10 protein-coding genes and 5 pseudogenes are annotated in these 15,830 nt (G+C 65.7%); 11 read left to right on the top strand and 4 right to left on the bottom strand.

Annotated features, from left to right (window positions below; genetic code table 11):
• Positions 1-841: 841 nt before the first annotated feature.
• Positions 842-1,114: pseudogene (locus H293_RS50795) on the bottom strand (IS5/IS1182 family transposase); the annotation flags it as partial.
• 1 nt (position 1,115) lies between these two features.
• Here H293_RS50795 and H293_RS0138175 point away from each other — a divergent pair.
• Both H293_RS0138175 and H293_RS0138170 read left to right on the top strand, forming a co-directional pair.
• Positions 1,116-1,815, top strand: a pseudogene (locus H293_RS0138175) (transposase); the annotation flags it as partial.
• Between the two features lie 85 nt (positions 1,816-1,900).
• Positions 1,901-2,083 carry a hypothetical protein gene (locus tag H293_RS0138170; RefSeq protein WP_020123056.1) on the top strand — a complete coding sequence of 61 codons (183 nt, stop codon included), beginning with the start codon at positions 1,901-1,903 and terminating at the stop codon, positions 2,081-2,083.
• A 176-nt stretch (positions 2,084-2,259) separates the two neighbouring features.
• On the opposite strand, the gene H293_RS58645 is transcribed toward H293_RS0138170, so the two are convergent.
• A complete protein-coding gene (locus H293_RS58645; protein WP_158694492.1) occupies positions 2,260-2,418 on the bottom strand; it encodes a hypothetical protein in 159 nt (52 codons plus the stop codon).
• Positions 2,419-2,701: 283 nt separating this feature from the next.
• Here H293_RS58645 and H293_RS0138165 point away from each other — a divergent pair, with 283 nt between their 5' ends.
• The 4 genes and pseudogenes from H293_RS0138165 to H293_RS61770 form a co-directional block, all read left to right on the top strand.
• Complete coding sequence (locus H293_RS0138165; RefSeq protein WP_020123055.1) at positions 2,702-5,044, top strand: ATP-binding protein; 2,343 nt, start codon at positions 2,702-2,704, stop codon at positions 5,042-5,044.
• A gap of 457 nt (positions 5,045-5,501) precedes the next feature.
• Entirely contained in the window at positions 5,502-8,069 is a 2,568-nt protein-coding gene (locus tag H293_RS50790; RefSeq protein ID WP_078612789.1) for an ATP-binding protein, read from the top strand.
• Positions 8,070-8,245: 176 nt separating this feature from the next.
• A pseudogene (locus H293_RS59350) lies at positions 8,246-8,384 on the top strand (IS5/IS1182 family transposase); the annotation flags it as partial.
• Positions 8,385-8,740: 356 nt separating this feature from the next.
• A pseudogene (locus tag H293_RS61770) lies at positions 8,741-9,198 on the top strand (Tn3 family transposase); the annotation flags it as partial.
• 45 nt (positions 9,199-9,243) lie between these two features.
• On the opposite strand, the gene H293_RS50780 reads toward H293_RS61770, so the two are convergent.
• Positions 9,244-9,816: a TetR/AcrR family transcriptional regulator gene (locus H293_RS50780; protein ID WP_020123051.1), complete on the bottom strand. Its 573-nt coding sequence runs from the start codon at positions 9,814-9,816 to the stop codon at positions 9,244-9,246.
• Positions 9,817-9,959: 143 nt separating this feature from the next.
• Between H293_RS50780 and H293_RS0138135 the strand changes: the two genes are divergently transcribed.
• Positions 9,960-10,697, top strand: coding sequence for an SDR family oxidoreductase (locus H293_RS0138135; protein ID WP_020123050.1), 738 nt, complete (start codon positions 9,960-9,962; stop codon positions 10,695-10,697).
• Positions 10,698-10,752: 55 nt separating this feature from the next.
• Here the strand turns inward: H293_RS0138135 and H293_RS50775 are convergent.
• Positions 10,753-11,235: pseudogene (locus H293_RS50775) on the bottom strand (IS30 family transposase); the annotation flags it as partial.
• Between the two features lie 431 nt (positions 11,236-11,666).
• On the opposite strand from H293_RS50775, the gene H293_RS58640 reads away from it, so the two are divergent.
• The 4 genes from H293_RS58640 (at position 11,667) to H293_RS0138105 (ending at position 15,826) form a co-directional block, all read left to right on the top strand.
• The gene (locus H293_RS58640; RefSeq protein WP_158694491.1) at positions 11,667-11,855 is read left to right on the top strand and encodes a hypothetical protein; all 189 of its coding nucleotides are present in this window, start codon (positions 11,667-11,669) and stop codon (positions 11,853-11,855) included.
• Positions 11,856-12,483: 628 nt separating this feature from the next.
• Complete coding sequence (locus H293_RS0138115; RefSeq protein WP_020123046.1) at positions 12,484-13,110, top strand: class I SAM-dependent methyltransferase; 627 nt, start codon at positions 12,484-12,486, stop codon at positions 13,108-13,110.
• Positions 13,111-13,271: 161 nt separating this feature from the next.
• Positions 13,272-14,534 carry an MFS transporter gene (locus tag H293_RS0138110; protein WP_020123045.1) on the top strand — a complete coding sequence of 421 codons (1,263 nt, stop codon included), beginning with the start codon at positions 13,272-13,274 and terminating at the stop codon, positions 14,532-14,534.
• 50 nt (positions 14,535-14,584) lie between these two features.
• Positions 14,585-15,826 (top strand): ATP-grasp domain-containing protein, encoded by a 1,242-nt coding sequence (locus tag H293_RS0138105; RefSeq protein ID WP_020123044.1) that lies wholly within the window; start codon positions 14,585-14,587, stop codon positions 15,824-15,826.
• Positions 15,827-15,830 lie beyond the last annotated feature (4 nt).

Below are 15,830 nucleotides of genomic sequence, written 5' to 3'. Positions count from 1 at the left end.
GAGACTGTACTGTTCACGACTCTGGGCCGCCGACCGCCCATTGCGACGACGAGTTGGACGATGGTCCAGATCTGCCCTTTGCGAAGAATGCTGGCGGTTTCGACCGAGGCTACGATGCCGATGTTCAACGCGGCCGGCAGGCTGAGCCCGGCCCTGTGCGGTCACCGGAGCCAGTGCGCCCCCGACGACTGCGAACGCGACACGGTTGAAGTGCGACCGAAGCAAGGGGGGCGCGATGACACCTTCGGGGGGGTTCACGGCTCTCTTCCGGATCCGGTGTGAACAACGTGCCCACGCTCGACGATGGGAGATCGGACTTGATAGGAACGCTCGCCATATGTTGAATCTAGCTCCACCAAAGAGCACCGTCAAGATAGAACGTTCTATCTTTCTCGGACTCGATGGGGGCATATAGGCAGCGGTTCAAGAACATTGTGACCAGCGTCGTCGCCCGGTCCCGGCACAACTCCTATAGCCCGACACCCTGGGCAACCCCGGTCGTTGCCCCAGGTTGGGTAACGCGTTTCGCGTCCCGCCGGGGGGATCCGAGCAACTACTCCGTGTGCAACGGTGGTTGCTGCCAGAGCACCCGGAGTCGTGTGGCGCTGGATGATCCGCCTCAGGCGCCGTGATGTGCCTGCTCGTCCAAGTCATCCAGACGTTGATCATCCGGCGGACAGCGCTGTCCGGGCCGGCGTCTCGGCCGCCGATACCCATGACGGCGAAGCGCTGAAGCCCATCGTCGAGGGTCACCGAACGAGGCAAGCCGCCTGCATTGTGGCCGCCACTTCAAGTTCAAACGTCACGTGTCCGCACATCGGCAAGGCGTTGATGTCCTTACGTTCTCGGACAGGCTCGCGGCGGCGACAGTCACGGCGAGGATGAGTCCGATCGTGTCGGTGAGGATGCCCTGTCTCCTGCCGACGATCTTCTCGGCGGCGTTGGTTCCCTGGCTGGTCAGGGGCATGTTGGTGGGGGTCTTCACGCTTTGGGTGTCGATCACGGAAGCGGCCGGTTCGGGCTTGCCTCCTTCCTTTACGCGGGCGAGGCCGGTCAGGTCGTAGTTGAGCCTGGTGAGGATTCCCTCGTCACGCCAGGCGGCGTAGTAGGCGTAGGCACTGGAGCGCGACGAGCAGGCGGTTGGGCTGTGGAAGAAGGGTGTGTGGCCGCAGGGGGAATGACCGCGGTGGCGCCTGGCCGCGTACATCGTCTTCGAGGACGAGTCCGGGTTCTCGATGACGCCGCCCCGGGCCCGCACTTGGGGCCGGACACACGCCGGTGGTGCGGGTGCGGGGTCGCTCCGGGCGCCGCTGGTCGATCGCGGCGATGTGCTGCCGCAAACCGGGCGAGACGTCCCGGCTGATCTACCGACCGCGCCGCCACCGCAAGCACAGGGGATGCGACACCTTCGCCTGGAGCGACTATCGCGACCTGGTCGTCCGCGCGCATGTCCAACTCCAGGCACCCATCGTCCTGATCCGGGACAACCTCAACACTCACCGGGCCGCCGGGATGCGCGAGTACGCGGCTGCACACGACTGGCTGACCATCATCCAACTACCCACCTGTGCGCCGGACTTGAATCCAGTAGTGGGCGTCGGGTCGCTGTTACGGCGTGGGCCGCTGGCCAATACCGCTTTCACCGACGACGAGCACCTCGAACGCACCCTCCGCCGGGGCTTACGTCAGATCCACATCCGGCCCGACCTCATCGACGGCTGCCTGGCCGGCACCAGACTGGCCCTCACTCAACAGCGACAACAACCCGAGGAAGTCAGCCACGACGAGCAGAGCGCCACTATCCGTAGAAGATAGTGGAGCCAAAGCACCGGGATTGCGGCTACTCCTAGCTTCTTTACCAGAAGCCCAGCAGGGATCTTCACCAGGAAGGAAGCAAGAGATGAACAGCATCGTCGCATTCAGGACCAAGATCACGAAGGTTGCCGTCGTTGGCATCATCACCGTCATCCCTCTCATGGTCGCAGGGGCCGACGATGTCGCGCCCAACCGACTGCACGCTGCGACCGTGCAGGCCGACGGGGCAAGTGGCGGCACGGAGGACGACACCAACCCCTGGACCTGAATCGTGTCCAAGGTGGTGAGTCCGGTGTCGACCCTCTATGAGGGGAGACGTGGAGTCGGACCGTGCCGGACGGCTCGTAGGAGATCACATGGCCGTTGATCTCAGACCAGAGCACGACCGTAGGGCGGCGGTGCACCGAGCGTCGCATCTGATGAGGCACGGTTCGCGGCCATGATCTACGTGTTGGTCAGCAGCTGTGCCTGACCAGTATTGGCGCCCTGCTGCGCCTCGGAGTTACCGGTGCACCTTCGTTTCCTGATCTGGCCCCGTGCCGGGGTGTGGGTCGGCTGCACCAGGCGATCCTGCACCGGCGGGAAGACGTCGGCTTGATTCATGCCACCCCCGTTACGCACGACACAGCTTGTCCGGCGAAGGGGGCATCCCGCAGAGTCGTCCGCCAGGCGCACTAAGCATGAGGTGGGGATGTATTCATATGGAGAGGATTTGTGAATGATGACGGCCGAATCATCCTCAACCTTGCGAGATGCGACTTGCGGCGAGCCGAGTTGCGAAGAGGGCACACGCACGGGGATCAGAAAACCGTCCCCGAGGGATCGCGCGGAAGACCGCCGTCAACCCGCGTATCACCGACGGCTCGGCGCCGATGGAAACCGTGCCGTGGGTTCGGCTGGGGTGCCGGCCCGGCTGGACAGTTTCATCGGACGGTCCGACGAGCTGGTGGAGCTGAGGCAGCTGGCGCGCACCACTCGGCTGCTGACCCTGACGGGGCCGGCTGGTGTGGGCAAGACCCGCCTGGCACTGGAACTGGTCAGGCTGGAGCAGCGAGGCAGGCGCACTGAGGTCCGGCTGGTGGAGTTGGGCTCAGTGTTCGAGGGCGAGCAGGTGCGTCGGCGTATCACTGCTGCGCTCGTCCAGAGCGACGACAGGGGTACCGCGATCGCGGGGACGAGGAGCGTGGCGAATCCTGACCGGGATTGGCTGCTGGTGCTGGACAACTGTGAGCATGTGATCGACGACTGCGGTGCGACCGTCAGCGAGCTACTCCATCGCTATCCTCGCTTGCGTATCTTGGCCACCAGCCGCGAGTCGCTGCTGCTGCCCGGCGAGGTGGTGTACTCACTGAGTGGTCTCGGCGTGCCGGATCCGGCTGAGAGCCAATCACTCACCAGCGTGCTCCGCTCAGACGCAGTCCGGCTCTTCGTTGACCGGGCACAGGTCGTTTCCGAATTCCAGCTCACCGATGACAACGCCGCGCATGTCGGCGCGCTCTGTGCGGGACTCGACGGGCTGCCGCTGGCGTTGAAACTGGCGGCCGAGATCGTGGGGGTCTTTCCGCCGTCGCAGCCTCACCGCCTGCTGGACGATCGCCTGGCTCTGCTGACCTGTGGACGACATACGGCGGAACCGCGTCACCGAAGTCTGCGATCGGCGATTGGTTGGAGTTACAACCTGCTGACGCCAGTGGAGCGATCACTGATGCGGTCGCTGTCGCTGCTGCCAGGTGGGTTCGGTCTGGACGCCGCCGTGGTCCTCGCCGAGGACAAGGGCATTCCCGCGTCGGCGGTACCGGAGCTGCTGGTCGGGCTGGAGACCAAGTCTCTCATCGTTGCCTGTTCTGGAAGGGTGAGTTCCGCTCGGTTCCGGATGCTGGAGTCGATTCGGTGCTACGGCCAGGAGCAACTGCGCGCGGAGGGTGAAGAGCCACGGGTGTACGACCGCCTTGTCGACTGGCTTACGGAACTCGCGGGTCCGCTCCGAGACATGGCGCTGACGCCTGCTGAGAGTTGTCTGCGACTGCAGGAGGAACGCGACAACCTTCAGCATGTGTTGCAGTGGCTGAGCGGAGGCAGTGACCCGCGCCAGCTGCTCCTCGTCACCGCGCTGGTCCTCACGGACATTCACCAGGGACATCACACCGCGCAGCACCGGAAACCGCTGGCCAGGGCGCTTGAATGCACGGCCTCGGGATCCGACGACCGCAGCACGGTCCTGGCGACGGCGGCGCTGTTCAGCGTGGCGGAGGGGGACTACGACGAAGCGGTGGGGCTGGCGCGGCAGGCCGTGCAGCTTGAACGCAGGCGTCCGCGCCGTCATGAACCTCGGCTCGCCCGCGCCGTGCTCGCGCTCAGCATCGTCAGAACGACGCGGGGCGACCAGGGAGCAAGGACCGATCTTGAGGAGTGCCTGGAGATCAGTGACAGGCTTGGCGATCGGGTCACAACGGCATTCTGTATGAGCCTGCTTGCGTGGCTGTCCATGCTGGATGGCGACGGGGCCCGGGGAGCGTGGCTCGTCGATGAGGCCCTCCCCGACTTGAGAGCCGGAGCGGGCCCGGCTCCGCTGCGAGCGGCTCTCTGCATCGCGGGCATCCTTGCCTTGGACCGGGACGACCTCGCCGGAGCGGAGGCGTACTTCACGGAGTCGCTGCAAGGAATGCACCACTCGGATGGAGCGGGCCTTGCACTGTGGGGCCTGGCCATAACCGCGGTCCGCGGCCGGCGGTTCGAGCGGGGACTTCGACTGTGCGCGGCAGTCGAAAGGTCAGGTGTGTTCGCGCGTCCCGCGTGGCACCCCTGGTTTCAGGAGAGGCTGGAGGAGGCGGTGGCCACGGCACTGAACGCCCTGCCGAAGGCCCGGGCCGGGGGAGCACTCGCGGCGGGACGCGAGATGGGACCGCGGCAGATCGTGGACTTTGCGGTGAAGGGAAGGCTGGGCGTTCCCAGCGGGGTACAGAGCACTGGGCGTGCTACACACGATATGGCCGGGAGCGACGATCCCCTCAGCCCGCGTGAGTGGGAAGTGATCGCCCTGGTGACCATGGGACTGACCAACCGCCAGGTAGCAGCGCGGATGCATCTGTCGGTGCGTACCGTCGAGGCGCATATCCGTAACATCCGTATGGCACTCGATCTTCGTTCCCGTACCCATGTTGCGGCCTGGGGTTCCCGGCGGGCGAACGCGATCCCGCGTGAGGCGCCCTCACTGAGCGAGACAGCCTGATGCTGGGGCGGATCCTCGCAGGAAGCGGTCGGCCCGCCAGAATGGGTGTCCTTCCGGGCGGATCCGGCGAGCCACCGTATACCCTGCCCAGGCCCGAGCCTTGTGGCCGACCGCGCCGGGGTTCTTCGGTGTGATACCGCGCTCGCGGGCGGCGTCGACAGATGTCGCGGTCGGGTAGTGACGTCGTTGCGGTGACCGCTGGTCCAGGACACCCGCAGTGGGACACCACAGTCGGTACCTTCCCGCCAAGGCCGCCGCGACGCCGGCTGGACTTCGAGTCCAGTGGCGCAGACACCGGGAGCTGTCGCGGTGATCCTACGACCCTGTCGTCGACTCGACGTGTACTCGTGCCTCGTTCCAGTGCAAGGGGATCGGCACAAAGGACGATACGGCACGCGAGTGCTCCGTCACCGAAGTCTCTTTGTTCCTGGCACCTGCTCAGAAAAGGGATGCACCCATGACACCGACCGGATCAAAAATTCGCTCCGAGTACCGCAGGATCGGCAACTCCGTCAAAATTCTCAGCCCTGTTGTCCACCAATCTGGATCTGACGTTGTGGCCGCGCCTGCAGCGGGTGGCAGCACAGCTGACGTGGGTATATCGGAACTGTTGTTCTGCGCGGTATGTGCCAAGGCATTACGCACGCGCGAGCTGGGGAGCAGGATATCGGCACATTACTGTTCGAACGCCTGCCGTCAGCGTGCCTACCGTCGTCGTCTGAAGGCACGGGAAGTAGGTGCCACGGCTTCCTATGGAGTACTCAACCAGCTGAGCAGCTTCGTCGGCCGCACCGAGGAACTGGCTGAGTTGGGGCGGCTGTTGCGCAAAACTCGATTGCTGACGCTGACCGGGCCCGGAGGAGTCGGTAAGACACGACTGGCGGTCGAGTTGGCCGGGCGGGCGCGGCGTAGCGGGCGCTACGAGGTCATCCTGGTGGAGCTTGCTTCGCTGACCAGCGATGACCAGGCACAGCAGAGAATCGTTGGGGCACTGCGAGACGCTACCGAAAACGGAGTTTCGATCACGGCGCCGCCGAATCCCTCCGGTCCCGGCACCAGCGACCGGCTGCTGGTGCTGGACGGCTGCGACCACATAGTCGAAGGTTGCGGGCGACTGCTGAACGAGTTGCTTGGCCGACTGCCGCGGTTGAGGGTGGTGGTCACCAGCCGGCAACCGCTGGGGCTACCCAAAGAGACGGTGCACTCGGTCACCGGGCTTGCCCAACCCGATCCGGACGGACGGTTCTTGTTCATCGACCATCTGCGGTCGGATTCCGTTCGCTTGTTCATCGACCGGGCGCGGGCGGTCGTAGCAGACTTCCAACTCACCGAAGAGAACGCCGCGACGGTGGCCGCGATATGCGCTCGGCTCGACGGTGTTCCTCTGTTCATCGAAATGGCTGCTCGGCTGGTACGGGCATTTCCGTTGAGCGAGATCCACAATGGAATGCGTGACTGCCTTCCCCTACTCACCGCTGGTTGGAGGACGGCGGATCGACGTCATCAGAGTCTGCGGGCGGCGTTCGACTGGAGTTATGACCGACTGACGCCAATGGAGCGGATTCTGTTCCGTCGGTTGTCGGTGCTGCAGGGCGGTTTCAGGCCGGATACTGTCGCGGCCGTTGCAGCCGACGAAAACATTTCGACCGCGATGGTCCCCGTTTTGCTCGCGAGCCTTGAAGCCAAGTCCCTCATTACCCCTTACACCACCGGCCGTGAGGATTCGACGCGGCTGCGGATGCTGGAAGCCATTAGGCACTACGGACATGAAAAGCTCTGCGCTGAAGGTGAAGAGATTGGAACATACGGCCGTTTAGCGCACTGGCTCACTGAGATCGCGAGGCCGATTCAGGAGACCGGGGTGACGCCGCTGAGAACGTACGAGCGGCTGGCGGAGGAGCGAGACAACCTCGCACACGTCCTGAGGTACTTGACGGACAACGGTGATGAGCGCAGGCACCTACTGGCCGTGGCGCTTGCCATAGCGGAAGCGCAGCAAGGCTCCAAGCACGCCACCCGCGGGCCGCTGGCAGGCACCCTGGACGCCACCGCTGCAGACCCACACCATCGCAGCCTCGTACTTGGCGGTATGGCGCTGCTCGCCTTACGGCACGGCGACCACGACGAGTCCGTACGTCGCGCGCGACAGGCTGTGCAGTTGGAACGCCGCAACGCCCCGGGTCCGGTACTCATCCGTGTGCTGTTGGTGTCGAGCATGGCGATGGAGATGTGCGGTGATGAAGACACCGCCCTCGCGGAACTGCGGGAATCCTTGGAGATCAGCCGCCTTTTGGACGACAAGCTCAGTATCGCTGTCTGTCTGAGCAACCTCGCCCGGCATCACCTGGTGCGAGGGAACCTGGCGCGGGCCACACGGCAGATTGACGAAGTGCTCCCAGTGCTGCGTGCCGAGGCGCCACCGAGCTGGCTGCACATCGCTCTTGTTACGGCAGGTGCCGTAGCCCTTGAGCGCGATGACTGTTCGGCGGCGGAGGAGTATTTCGCCGGGCCACTGCGGAGTGCTGCAGACGATGAGTCCGGGGTTGTCTACTCGATCGAAGGCATGGCAGTTGCCTCTGTGAGGGCCCGCCAGTTTGAACGAGGACTTCGACTCATCTCGGCAGCCGAGGTGCTCGGCAGGAAGCCTGCGCAGAGCACACGACCCTGGTGGCGGGAGCTTGTCGGGGCGGCGAAGGCCACGGCGGTGAAAGCGTTGCCGCCGACGCGGGCCAATGCCGCGGTCGAAGCCGGCCACGGAATGCTGCGAGACCAGGCTGTCGCATACGCCTTGAGGCATGATCGCGCGCCGACGCCGGAGGCAGTCAGCGGCGACCCGCTGAATCGGCGTGAATGGGAGATGATAAATCTTCTGGCCGAGGGTCATACGAATCGGCTGATCGCCGAACATATGCACCTATCTGTGCGCACTGTCGAAGGCCATCTCCGCGGCATTCGTACCACGCTCGGTCTGCGTTCCCGTGCCCACATAGCCGCTTGGGCCGCTCAGCGCAGACCGGCGGCCTGAGACCGTGTCCTACGTGGCGAGGCGGTCGTCGGCTTCAACATGGGCCAGGGTACGTGGAGTTGAATTGTGCCGGACCAGCCGTCTACGACCGCCCAGAGCCCTGGTCCGGTTCTTGCGGATCTCGAACACGACACCCCACACGGAGAGGTGTTGCAACGATCGCTAGAACCCAACTGGGCAAGCCGGGTTCCAAGACGCAAGTCCTGCCGGACGCGAACGGACTGCCCCTCCTCGTCGGTGTCTCGGTCGGCAACACCCACGACAGTGCCGCAGCGCCTGCATGCAGACAAAGCATATGGCCGCCCGAACCTACGCGCCCGCCACGCCGCCGGCCAGGACGACACCGTCGAGTAACTGTTGCGGGAGAGCAAGGAGCTGGCATGCACAGGCAGCCGCAATCTGCTCTACCTCTCCATCACCAAGGGCCGCGCCGAGGCGGCGACGAACCCGTCACGACTCCGCAGCGCTCCGCCCGCCTCCTCCTCACTCATCCCGAGAACCTGCGGGACAGGGGCCTCGGGGAACAGCGGTACAGCGGTTGGCGCTGAAGTTGGTCACGGCCCCGGTGTCCTAGCTCGGACACCGGGGAACAGGTAACCCGTCAGCAGGTTTCCGGGGGACTGGTCACTTGCCGAGGGTGCTGACGCGGTTCGCGTACTCGCGGCGGGCTTTGCGCTGCGGAGTACGGGCGGATCACCAAGACCGAGCACCTGCTGCGGGTGGTCGACCCGGTGGACGACACCTACCGGCGGCAGATGAACCGGCAGCTCACCGTGCAGGAGTCCCGCCACGAGCCGGCCCGGGACGTGTGGCATGGCAAGCGCGGCACCATCCACCAGGTGTACCGCGACGGGATGGAGGACCAGCTCGGCGCGCTCGGCCTGGTCCTCAACGCCATCGTCCTGGGGACTACGAAGTACATCGATGCCGCCATCGCCCAGCTCCAGGCCGAGGGCCATGAGATCCGAGACGAGGACATCGCCCGGCTCCCCCCCCGCTCAAGCACCGCAACCTCAACTTGCTCGGCCGCGACAGCTTCACCGCTGGCGACCCGGCCGCCGGCGCCCTGCGCCCGCTACGCGACCCCGACGGGCCGGAGCTGGACGAGGACGACGGCAGCGAGGAATGACCGCCCGAGGCCCTGCGGTGGTGGAGCGGACCCACGTACGCGTCGTTATGGGCGGACCGTGAGGCCGTCCAGGGTGAGGTCGAGCAGGCGCTCCGCTTGCTGTCGGTGTTCAGCACCCGCCGAGGTGAGGGCGATGCCTTCCAGGGCAGCGCCGATGTCGGTGGGCTGGATGTCAGTGCGGATCGCCCCCGCGGCCGTGCAGGCGTCCAGGAGTGAGGTAATGGCGGCCTGGATCATTTCCCGGCTGTGACCATAAGGATTGCTTCCCGTCGCGGCGATGGCGCGCAGGGCGTCGATCATGCCGTACTTGGCGGTGACGTAGTCCAGGAACAGGCGCGTCCACGCGCGCAGGGCTTCTGTCGGCGGCTTTTGCGCAAGGAGAGCGGGGGCGGCATCGCACAGGTGGGCCACCTCGTTGCGGTAGACCGCCTCGATCAGAGCCTCCCGGGTGGGGAAGTTGCGGTACAGGGTCGCACTGCCCACGCCTGCCTCCCTGGCGATGCGTTCCAGGTGCGCATCCAGCCCTTCCGTCGTGAAGACGCGTACAGCGGCCGTGAGGATCTTCTCCTTGTTCCGCCGTGCGTCAGCCCGCAGCGGTCGAAGCGTTCCGTCGGTCATCAGTGCTCGCCATCCCCTTGTCGAAGCCTCCGGACTTGCTAACCGGATGCGCCCCCACTTAGGGTGGGATAACTGGGGACACCTCCGGTTTCACTGTAGGTCACTGTACTGACCTGCGCGCACCCCAAGAAAGGACGCCGATGATGTCGGGCATCCAGGGCAAAGTCATCGCGATCACGGGCGCCAGCAGCGGCATCGGTGAGGCCACTGCGGCCTACCTCGCCGAAAAGGGCGCCCAGCTCGTGCTCGGAGCCCGGCGCGAGGACCGACTGAATGCCGTCGTGGACGGCATCACGGCGAAGGGCGGCACCGCCACCGGCGTCATCGTCGACGTCACACGCCGCGAAGACCTCCAGCGCCTGACGGACACCGCCCTCAGTCAGTACGGTCGCCTCGACGTCTTCGTCTCCAACGCAGGCACGATGGCCGTCTCACCATTCGACGACCTGCGCCAGGACGACTGGGACGCCATGGTCTCCACCCACATCACCGGCCTGCTCAACGGCATCGGGGCGGCTCTGCCCGTCTTCCGCCGACAGCACTTCGGCCAGTTCGTCAACGTCGGCTCCACCGCGGCCTACGTCGTCAAAACCCCCCAGGCGGTCTACGCGGCCACCAAAACCGCGGTGAAGGTGCTTACCGAGGGCCTACGCCAGGAGTCGGGACCCAACCTGCGCGTCACCCTCGTCTCACCCGGCTTCACCAATACCGAAGGCATCGGCAAGGGAGCCAGCCCTGAAGCCGCGGCCGCGATGACCCGGCAGCGGGACGAGATCGCCATGCCGCCCTCGGCGATTGCCTCCGCCATCGGCTACGCCATCGAACAACCCGACGGCGTCGATGTCGGCGAGATCGTCGTCCGCCCCACCGCGCAAGCCTGATAGCGGCGAGTCGGGCTACTCGAAACCGCCCTCCTGCCGGCAGACGTTGGCGAGCTCAAGCGGTCAGCGCATCACCGCTGTTCAGGAGGTCAGCGTAGACCTCTGCCGGGGTGCGACAGCCATGGATCTTGCGCGGTCGATGGTTGAGCTCGTGGGCGATGGCCTCCAGGTCGGCCTGGCTGAACGTGCCGAGGTCCGCGTCCTTGGGAAGGTACTCGCGAAGCAGCAGGTTGGTGTTCTCATTGGTGCCGCGCTGCCACGGGCTGCGCGGCTTGCAGAGGTGGATCGGCATCCCGGTCTTGGCAGTGATGGCCTGGTGCTCGGCCATTTCCCGACCTCGGTCCCAGATGAGTGTTCGCCGTAGCTGGGGCGGGATGCCGAGGAGACTCCTGGTGAGGTGCGGAGCGATCTGCTCAGCCTTGATGCCGTAGGGCAGCGCGACGATGGTCGTGTAGCGGCTGGTTCTCTCGACGAGCGTGGCGACGGCCGAGGGCCGGGCGCCCATCACGAGGTCGCCCTCCCAGTGGCCGGGAACCTTGGAGGCGTCACCAGGAAGCGGAGTGTCCACAGTATTTCCGGGGTCCCGGCCTCGATTCGGCGGAGCGTGTGCCAGGCCGCAAACGGTGCGCCTGGCCGCCGGTGCGCTGGGCCTGGTCATCGCGGTCACTGTGCCGGCGTGACCATGCCCGACGATGCTGCGGGTATCGCCACTGCCGAGCCTGATCGCCGAGCACGTCGGCGGCATCGTCGAGAAGGTGCTGGTGATCAGGCTTCAAGAAACGGTGCCATCGCGCACCGTTCAGTCCCGGGCATCGACGTCGAGACCGTCGAGCGCGTCCCGCGGAACACCGCCTGCGTTGTGCGACCGAAGTGGTGGAAGGCCGAGCAGCCCTACGGGATCTGGATCCTGTACCGGTCTCTGATCCGTGACTACGGGCACCGCCCGGCCTTCTCCGTGTCCTGCGTCCAATGAGCGATGGTCCCATCACGACCCGCCGCCTCACCGGCATGAGTGCTCCCGCTTGGCGCGATGCGCAGGCGATGGATTGCGTGAACGTTCAGCCCCTGTTTGAGGCACTCGACTGGCAGGTCGATGCCGTGCGGGCCTTGGTCGGTGACCTGCCAGGAGAGATCGCGTACCTGGCCAACCCCGGATGAAGCGTTTACCCCGGCCTGGCAACGCCTCTCCGCAATCCCGCCGTTCACCTCACCACCGGCCCGTCCCGATGATGACCAGGTAGGGAACAACCCGCAGCATCCCGGCTCCGTTCCAGATGGGCGAAGCCGCAGCGGCACGCGAAGATCCCGCCCGCCCCGCCCGCGAACGGAAACGGGGTTGACCCTCACTCCGACGCGCGGCAATCACCGCTGAGGGACGGAGGGAAAGCCGACTGAAAGGACTCTGTAAGGGGACGGGCAAGATGACAGAAAGGGGTGCGGTGGAGACTTCTGACATCGGCCGACACGGGGCTCGTGGCACTTACAGCCGCGGTCGGCTGAAACAGCAGACTCAATAGCCTGTCCACGTTCAAGGGGGAGAGCCGCCGTACCGAAAAGGGGGAGAAGCGGCGACAACGGCACGGAGTGGATCGCGGGAGAAGTCGGCGGGGTACAGGCGGGACCAGAAGATGGGCCGCGCCGCCCGGACGCAGTGACGGAAGTCGTTTCTTCCCCGATCCTGAATTTTATCGCTGCTCATCGATTCCAGTTTCGAGATCGGTGGCGTACGCAACCGCACTACCGGAATACATCAAACCGCAGAAAAGAATGAGTGACGGGAATTCAAATGAAGGCATTCACCGACAGCTGGGTCGACACGTTCTCCACGGTCTACTCGGATGAGCCGTTGGCCCGGCTTGCCTGGTTCACCGCCTCGCCGGGGATCGAGTTGATCAAGCTCGTTGCGGATGGGGTGATCAAGCGGGGCGACCGGGTCGTCGATCTGGGTTGCGGACCTGGTGTCGACTCCGTTTTCCTTGCCGCGCAAGGCATGCACGTGACGGGGATCGACCTCTCCGATGCCGCGCTCGAAAAGGCGCGAGCGTGGGCGCGACTGTCCGGTGTGTCGCCGGAATTCGTCCAGGGCGACGTCCTCGATCCGCCGTTGTCCGACGGGGTCGCCGACGTCGTCACCGATTCCTTCGTATTTCACAACATGCGGGATGATGCGCGCAGCATCTATGCAGATCAGGTGCATCGGCTCCTGCGACCGGACGGCCTGTTTGTCCTGAATTCCTTCTCCGACCGCATGGTGCCGGGAACCGGCCCCCGCCGGATCACCAGTTCAGACATTCTCTCCACCTTCGACAGCACGCGATTCGACTGCGAGGAATTGCGGACCTATCGCAACCTCCCCACGGCCACGAAGCCCGACCAGATTCACTGGATCGGCAGGTTCCGCAAGGTGGGGTGATTACCTGCGTGTGGCGAGCAAGAGCTCGGTGACAACCTACCGCGGCAGACGGTTGACCCCATAAAACATCAGTTGGAGCGCAAACAAACCATGTTCGATCCCGCGAATACGTTCATCGCCTCACCGGAAGGTTTCGGAACGTACGGGGAGGGCCCCCGCTGATGAGGTCCACCACGCGCACGCCGTTCCTGCCGATCTACTTGGTCGGCTGGACCGTCAGTCGGTTGGGTGTGGGGATGGTGCTGCCTCTCACCGCGTTGTACCTGAGCGACGCCGTCGGGTTATCGGTGGCCGGTGTGTCGTGGTACTTCGCGGTGTCCGCGGTGTCCGCGCTGGTGGTGAACCCGGTCGCCGGCTACCTGTGCGACATCGTGGGACCGGCGAAGATCAGCCTGGTCACGTTTGCTCTGAGCTCCACGGGACCGTTCTTCCTCGCCTTCGCGCCGACGACGCTCAGTGTGCTGGCCGCCGCACTGACCGGTGCAGGGACGGGACTGTCGTACGCCATGCTCACGCCCCTGCTCGTGTCGCTGTTCGGTGAGCCGGAACTGGGTCGTGTTCTGGCGGCGCAGAACCGCATCAAGGCGGGGGCGGTCGCCGGAGCCGCGATGCTGGGCAGTTTCCTGGTCGGCTCGTTCGGCCTCACGGGATACCGGATCTGCTTCGTGGCCAACGGGGTTTCCGCCTTCGTCTACGGGGCCGTCACGATAGCGATCCTACGGAGCAAGGGCGGCTGGGAACGGCCGGGAAAACGGGCGCCCGCTTCGGAGAATCGCAAGGTGTCCGACGTCTGGGCGCCACTGCTCGACCCAGTGTTCCGCGCAGTCCTGGTGCTCCAGGGGATGCTGGTGATTTTCGGATTCGGCCAGCTCGAGTCGGTGCTGCCCATCATATTGCGCGACGGCAGTCGGCTCGGCGCCTTCGGGGTCAGTGTCGTGCTGGCGGTCAACGCGATCACCGTGGTTGCCCTACAGGGCGTGGCGGTGCGGGTCGTTGCCTGGCTGGGTTATGTCCGGGCGCTGCAGATCGCCGTGTTGCTGTGGTCGCTCAGCCTCGGCCTGCTGCTGTGGTCGGCGCACGCGCCCTCCGTTCGTGCCGCGCTGGCGATCGTGGTGGGCTACGGGGTGGTGTTCGCGCTCGGCGAGTGTCTGGTCTCACCAAGTCTGCAACCCCTGGTGGTGGCCACCGCTCCGCCGGCGAAGGTCGCGGCGTACTCGGCGTCGACCTCGCTGGTGTTCAGCATCGGCAACCTCGCGGCGTCATCACTTTGCCTTCCGGCCTTCGTCTTCCTGGGCCTTCCGGCCTACCTGCTCATACAGCTTGCCGGCCACGGTGTCGCGGCGACTTCGCTCTCCCTGCTGACCCGCAGGACGCCGGCCCGTGCGGCTGAAACCGTCACCAGGAGCCCGGTCTCCTCTCGATGACAACAACCCCCTTAGCAAAGGACGGTCACGTAATGCCAGGCAATACCCATGTGCGCGGAACCCTGCTGGTGGTCGGCAGCGGCAACCAGATCCGGCACGAGCACCTGCTTGCGCAAATGGCGCAGGAGGCCGACCTGGTTCTCTTGACACCGCAGCCGGCGGATTGGCAGTTGCGCTGGGTCGGGGACACCGAGGTCTTCGATCCGAAGGATGCCGACGACGTACTGCGGTCCGCGAAGGAGCTGATGTCGCGTACTCCCGCCGATGCCGTGGTGACCTTCGAGGAAGCACACGTCGTGCTGACCGCGCAAATCGGCGAGGCGCTGGGGCTGCCCGGCATGCCGGTCGAGGCGGCGGAGCTGGCGCGGGACAAGAAGCTGCAACGCGAACTGCTGACGCGAACGGGACTGTCGCCGACGCGGTCCGTGCTCGTGCACGATCTCGCGGCCGCTCGCGCCGCCGCCGAAGACATCGGATATCCGGTGGTGGTCAAGCCCCAGGGACTGTCCGGCAGCGCTGGGGTGCGCAGGGTCGAGCATGAAGCCGAACTCGACGATGCCCTGCGCAACGCCACCGACGCGCCGAGCATGGGTATGGCAGCCAAGGGGCTCCTCATCGAGGAGTACCTGGACGGCTACGAGTTCAGCGTGGATTTCTGGGTGTCCGGCGGGGAAGCCGAAATGGTCTACGGGAACCGCAAGCTGTGGGGCTTCGACCCGTACCCGATCGAGGTCGGCCAGATCTGCGGGCGGGACGCGCTCGATCTGCCCGCCCTGCAGCCGGGAGTCCAGCTGGCCCAGGCCAGTGTGCTCGCGGCCGGGTTCGACCGGGTCGTGGCCCACATCGAGGTCAAGATGACGTCCGCCGGACCGCGGATCGTCGAGCTCAACGCCCGGCCCGCCGGCGGCCTCTCACCGCGAGTCATCGAACTTGCGTGCGGAGTGAAGACCGGTGCCGCGCTCGCCGCCGCGGCACTCGGCCGACGGCCGAATACCGAGCCGTTCGAAGACCGGGCGGCAGGCCTCCTGTTCCTTTACCCGGCCGCCAGGATGCGGTTCGAGGGCCTGGCCCCCGCCCCCTGGCTGCGTACCCGCCCGTGGTTGCACGACGTGTGCGAGTACACCGCGCACGGAACCGTGGTCGCCCCACCGCCGGAGGATGTGTTCGGCCAGGTCGGGCACGTGATCGTCACCGGCAGCGACGCCGAGGAGGTTCACGATCGCCTCCTGCTGGCGGAGCACGAGTTGCGGGTACTGGGTGATCCGACCGAGCGCGCTTGCGCCGGGCACTGAGGGG

It is taken from the genome of Streptomyces canus 299MFChir4.1 (assembly GCF_000383615.1).
In the GTDB taxonomy this organism is placed as follows: Bacteria; Actinomycetota; Actinomycetes; order Streptomycetales; family Streptomycetaceae; genus Streptomyces; species Streptomyces canus_C.
Note: the sequence above shows the minus strand (reverse complement) of the source record. Positions and strands in the feature narration are given on the sequence as shown.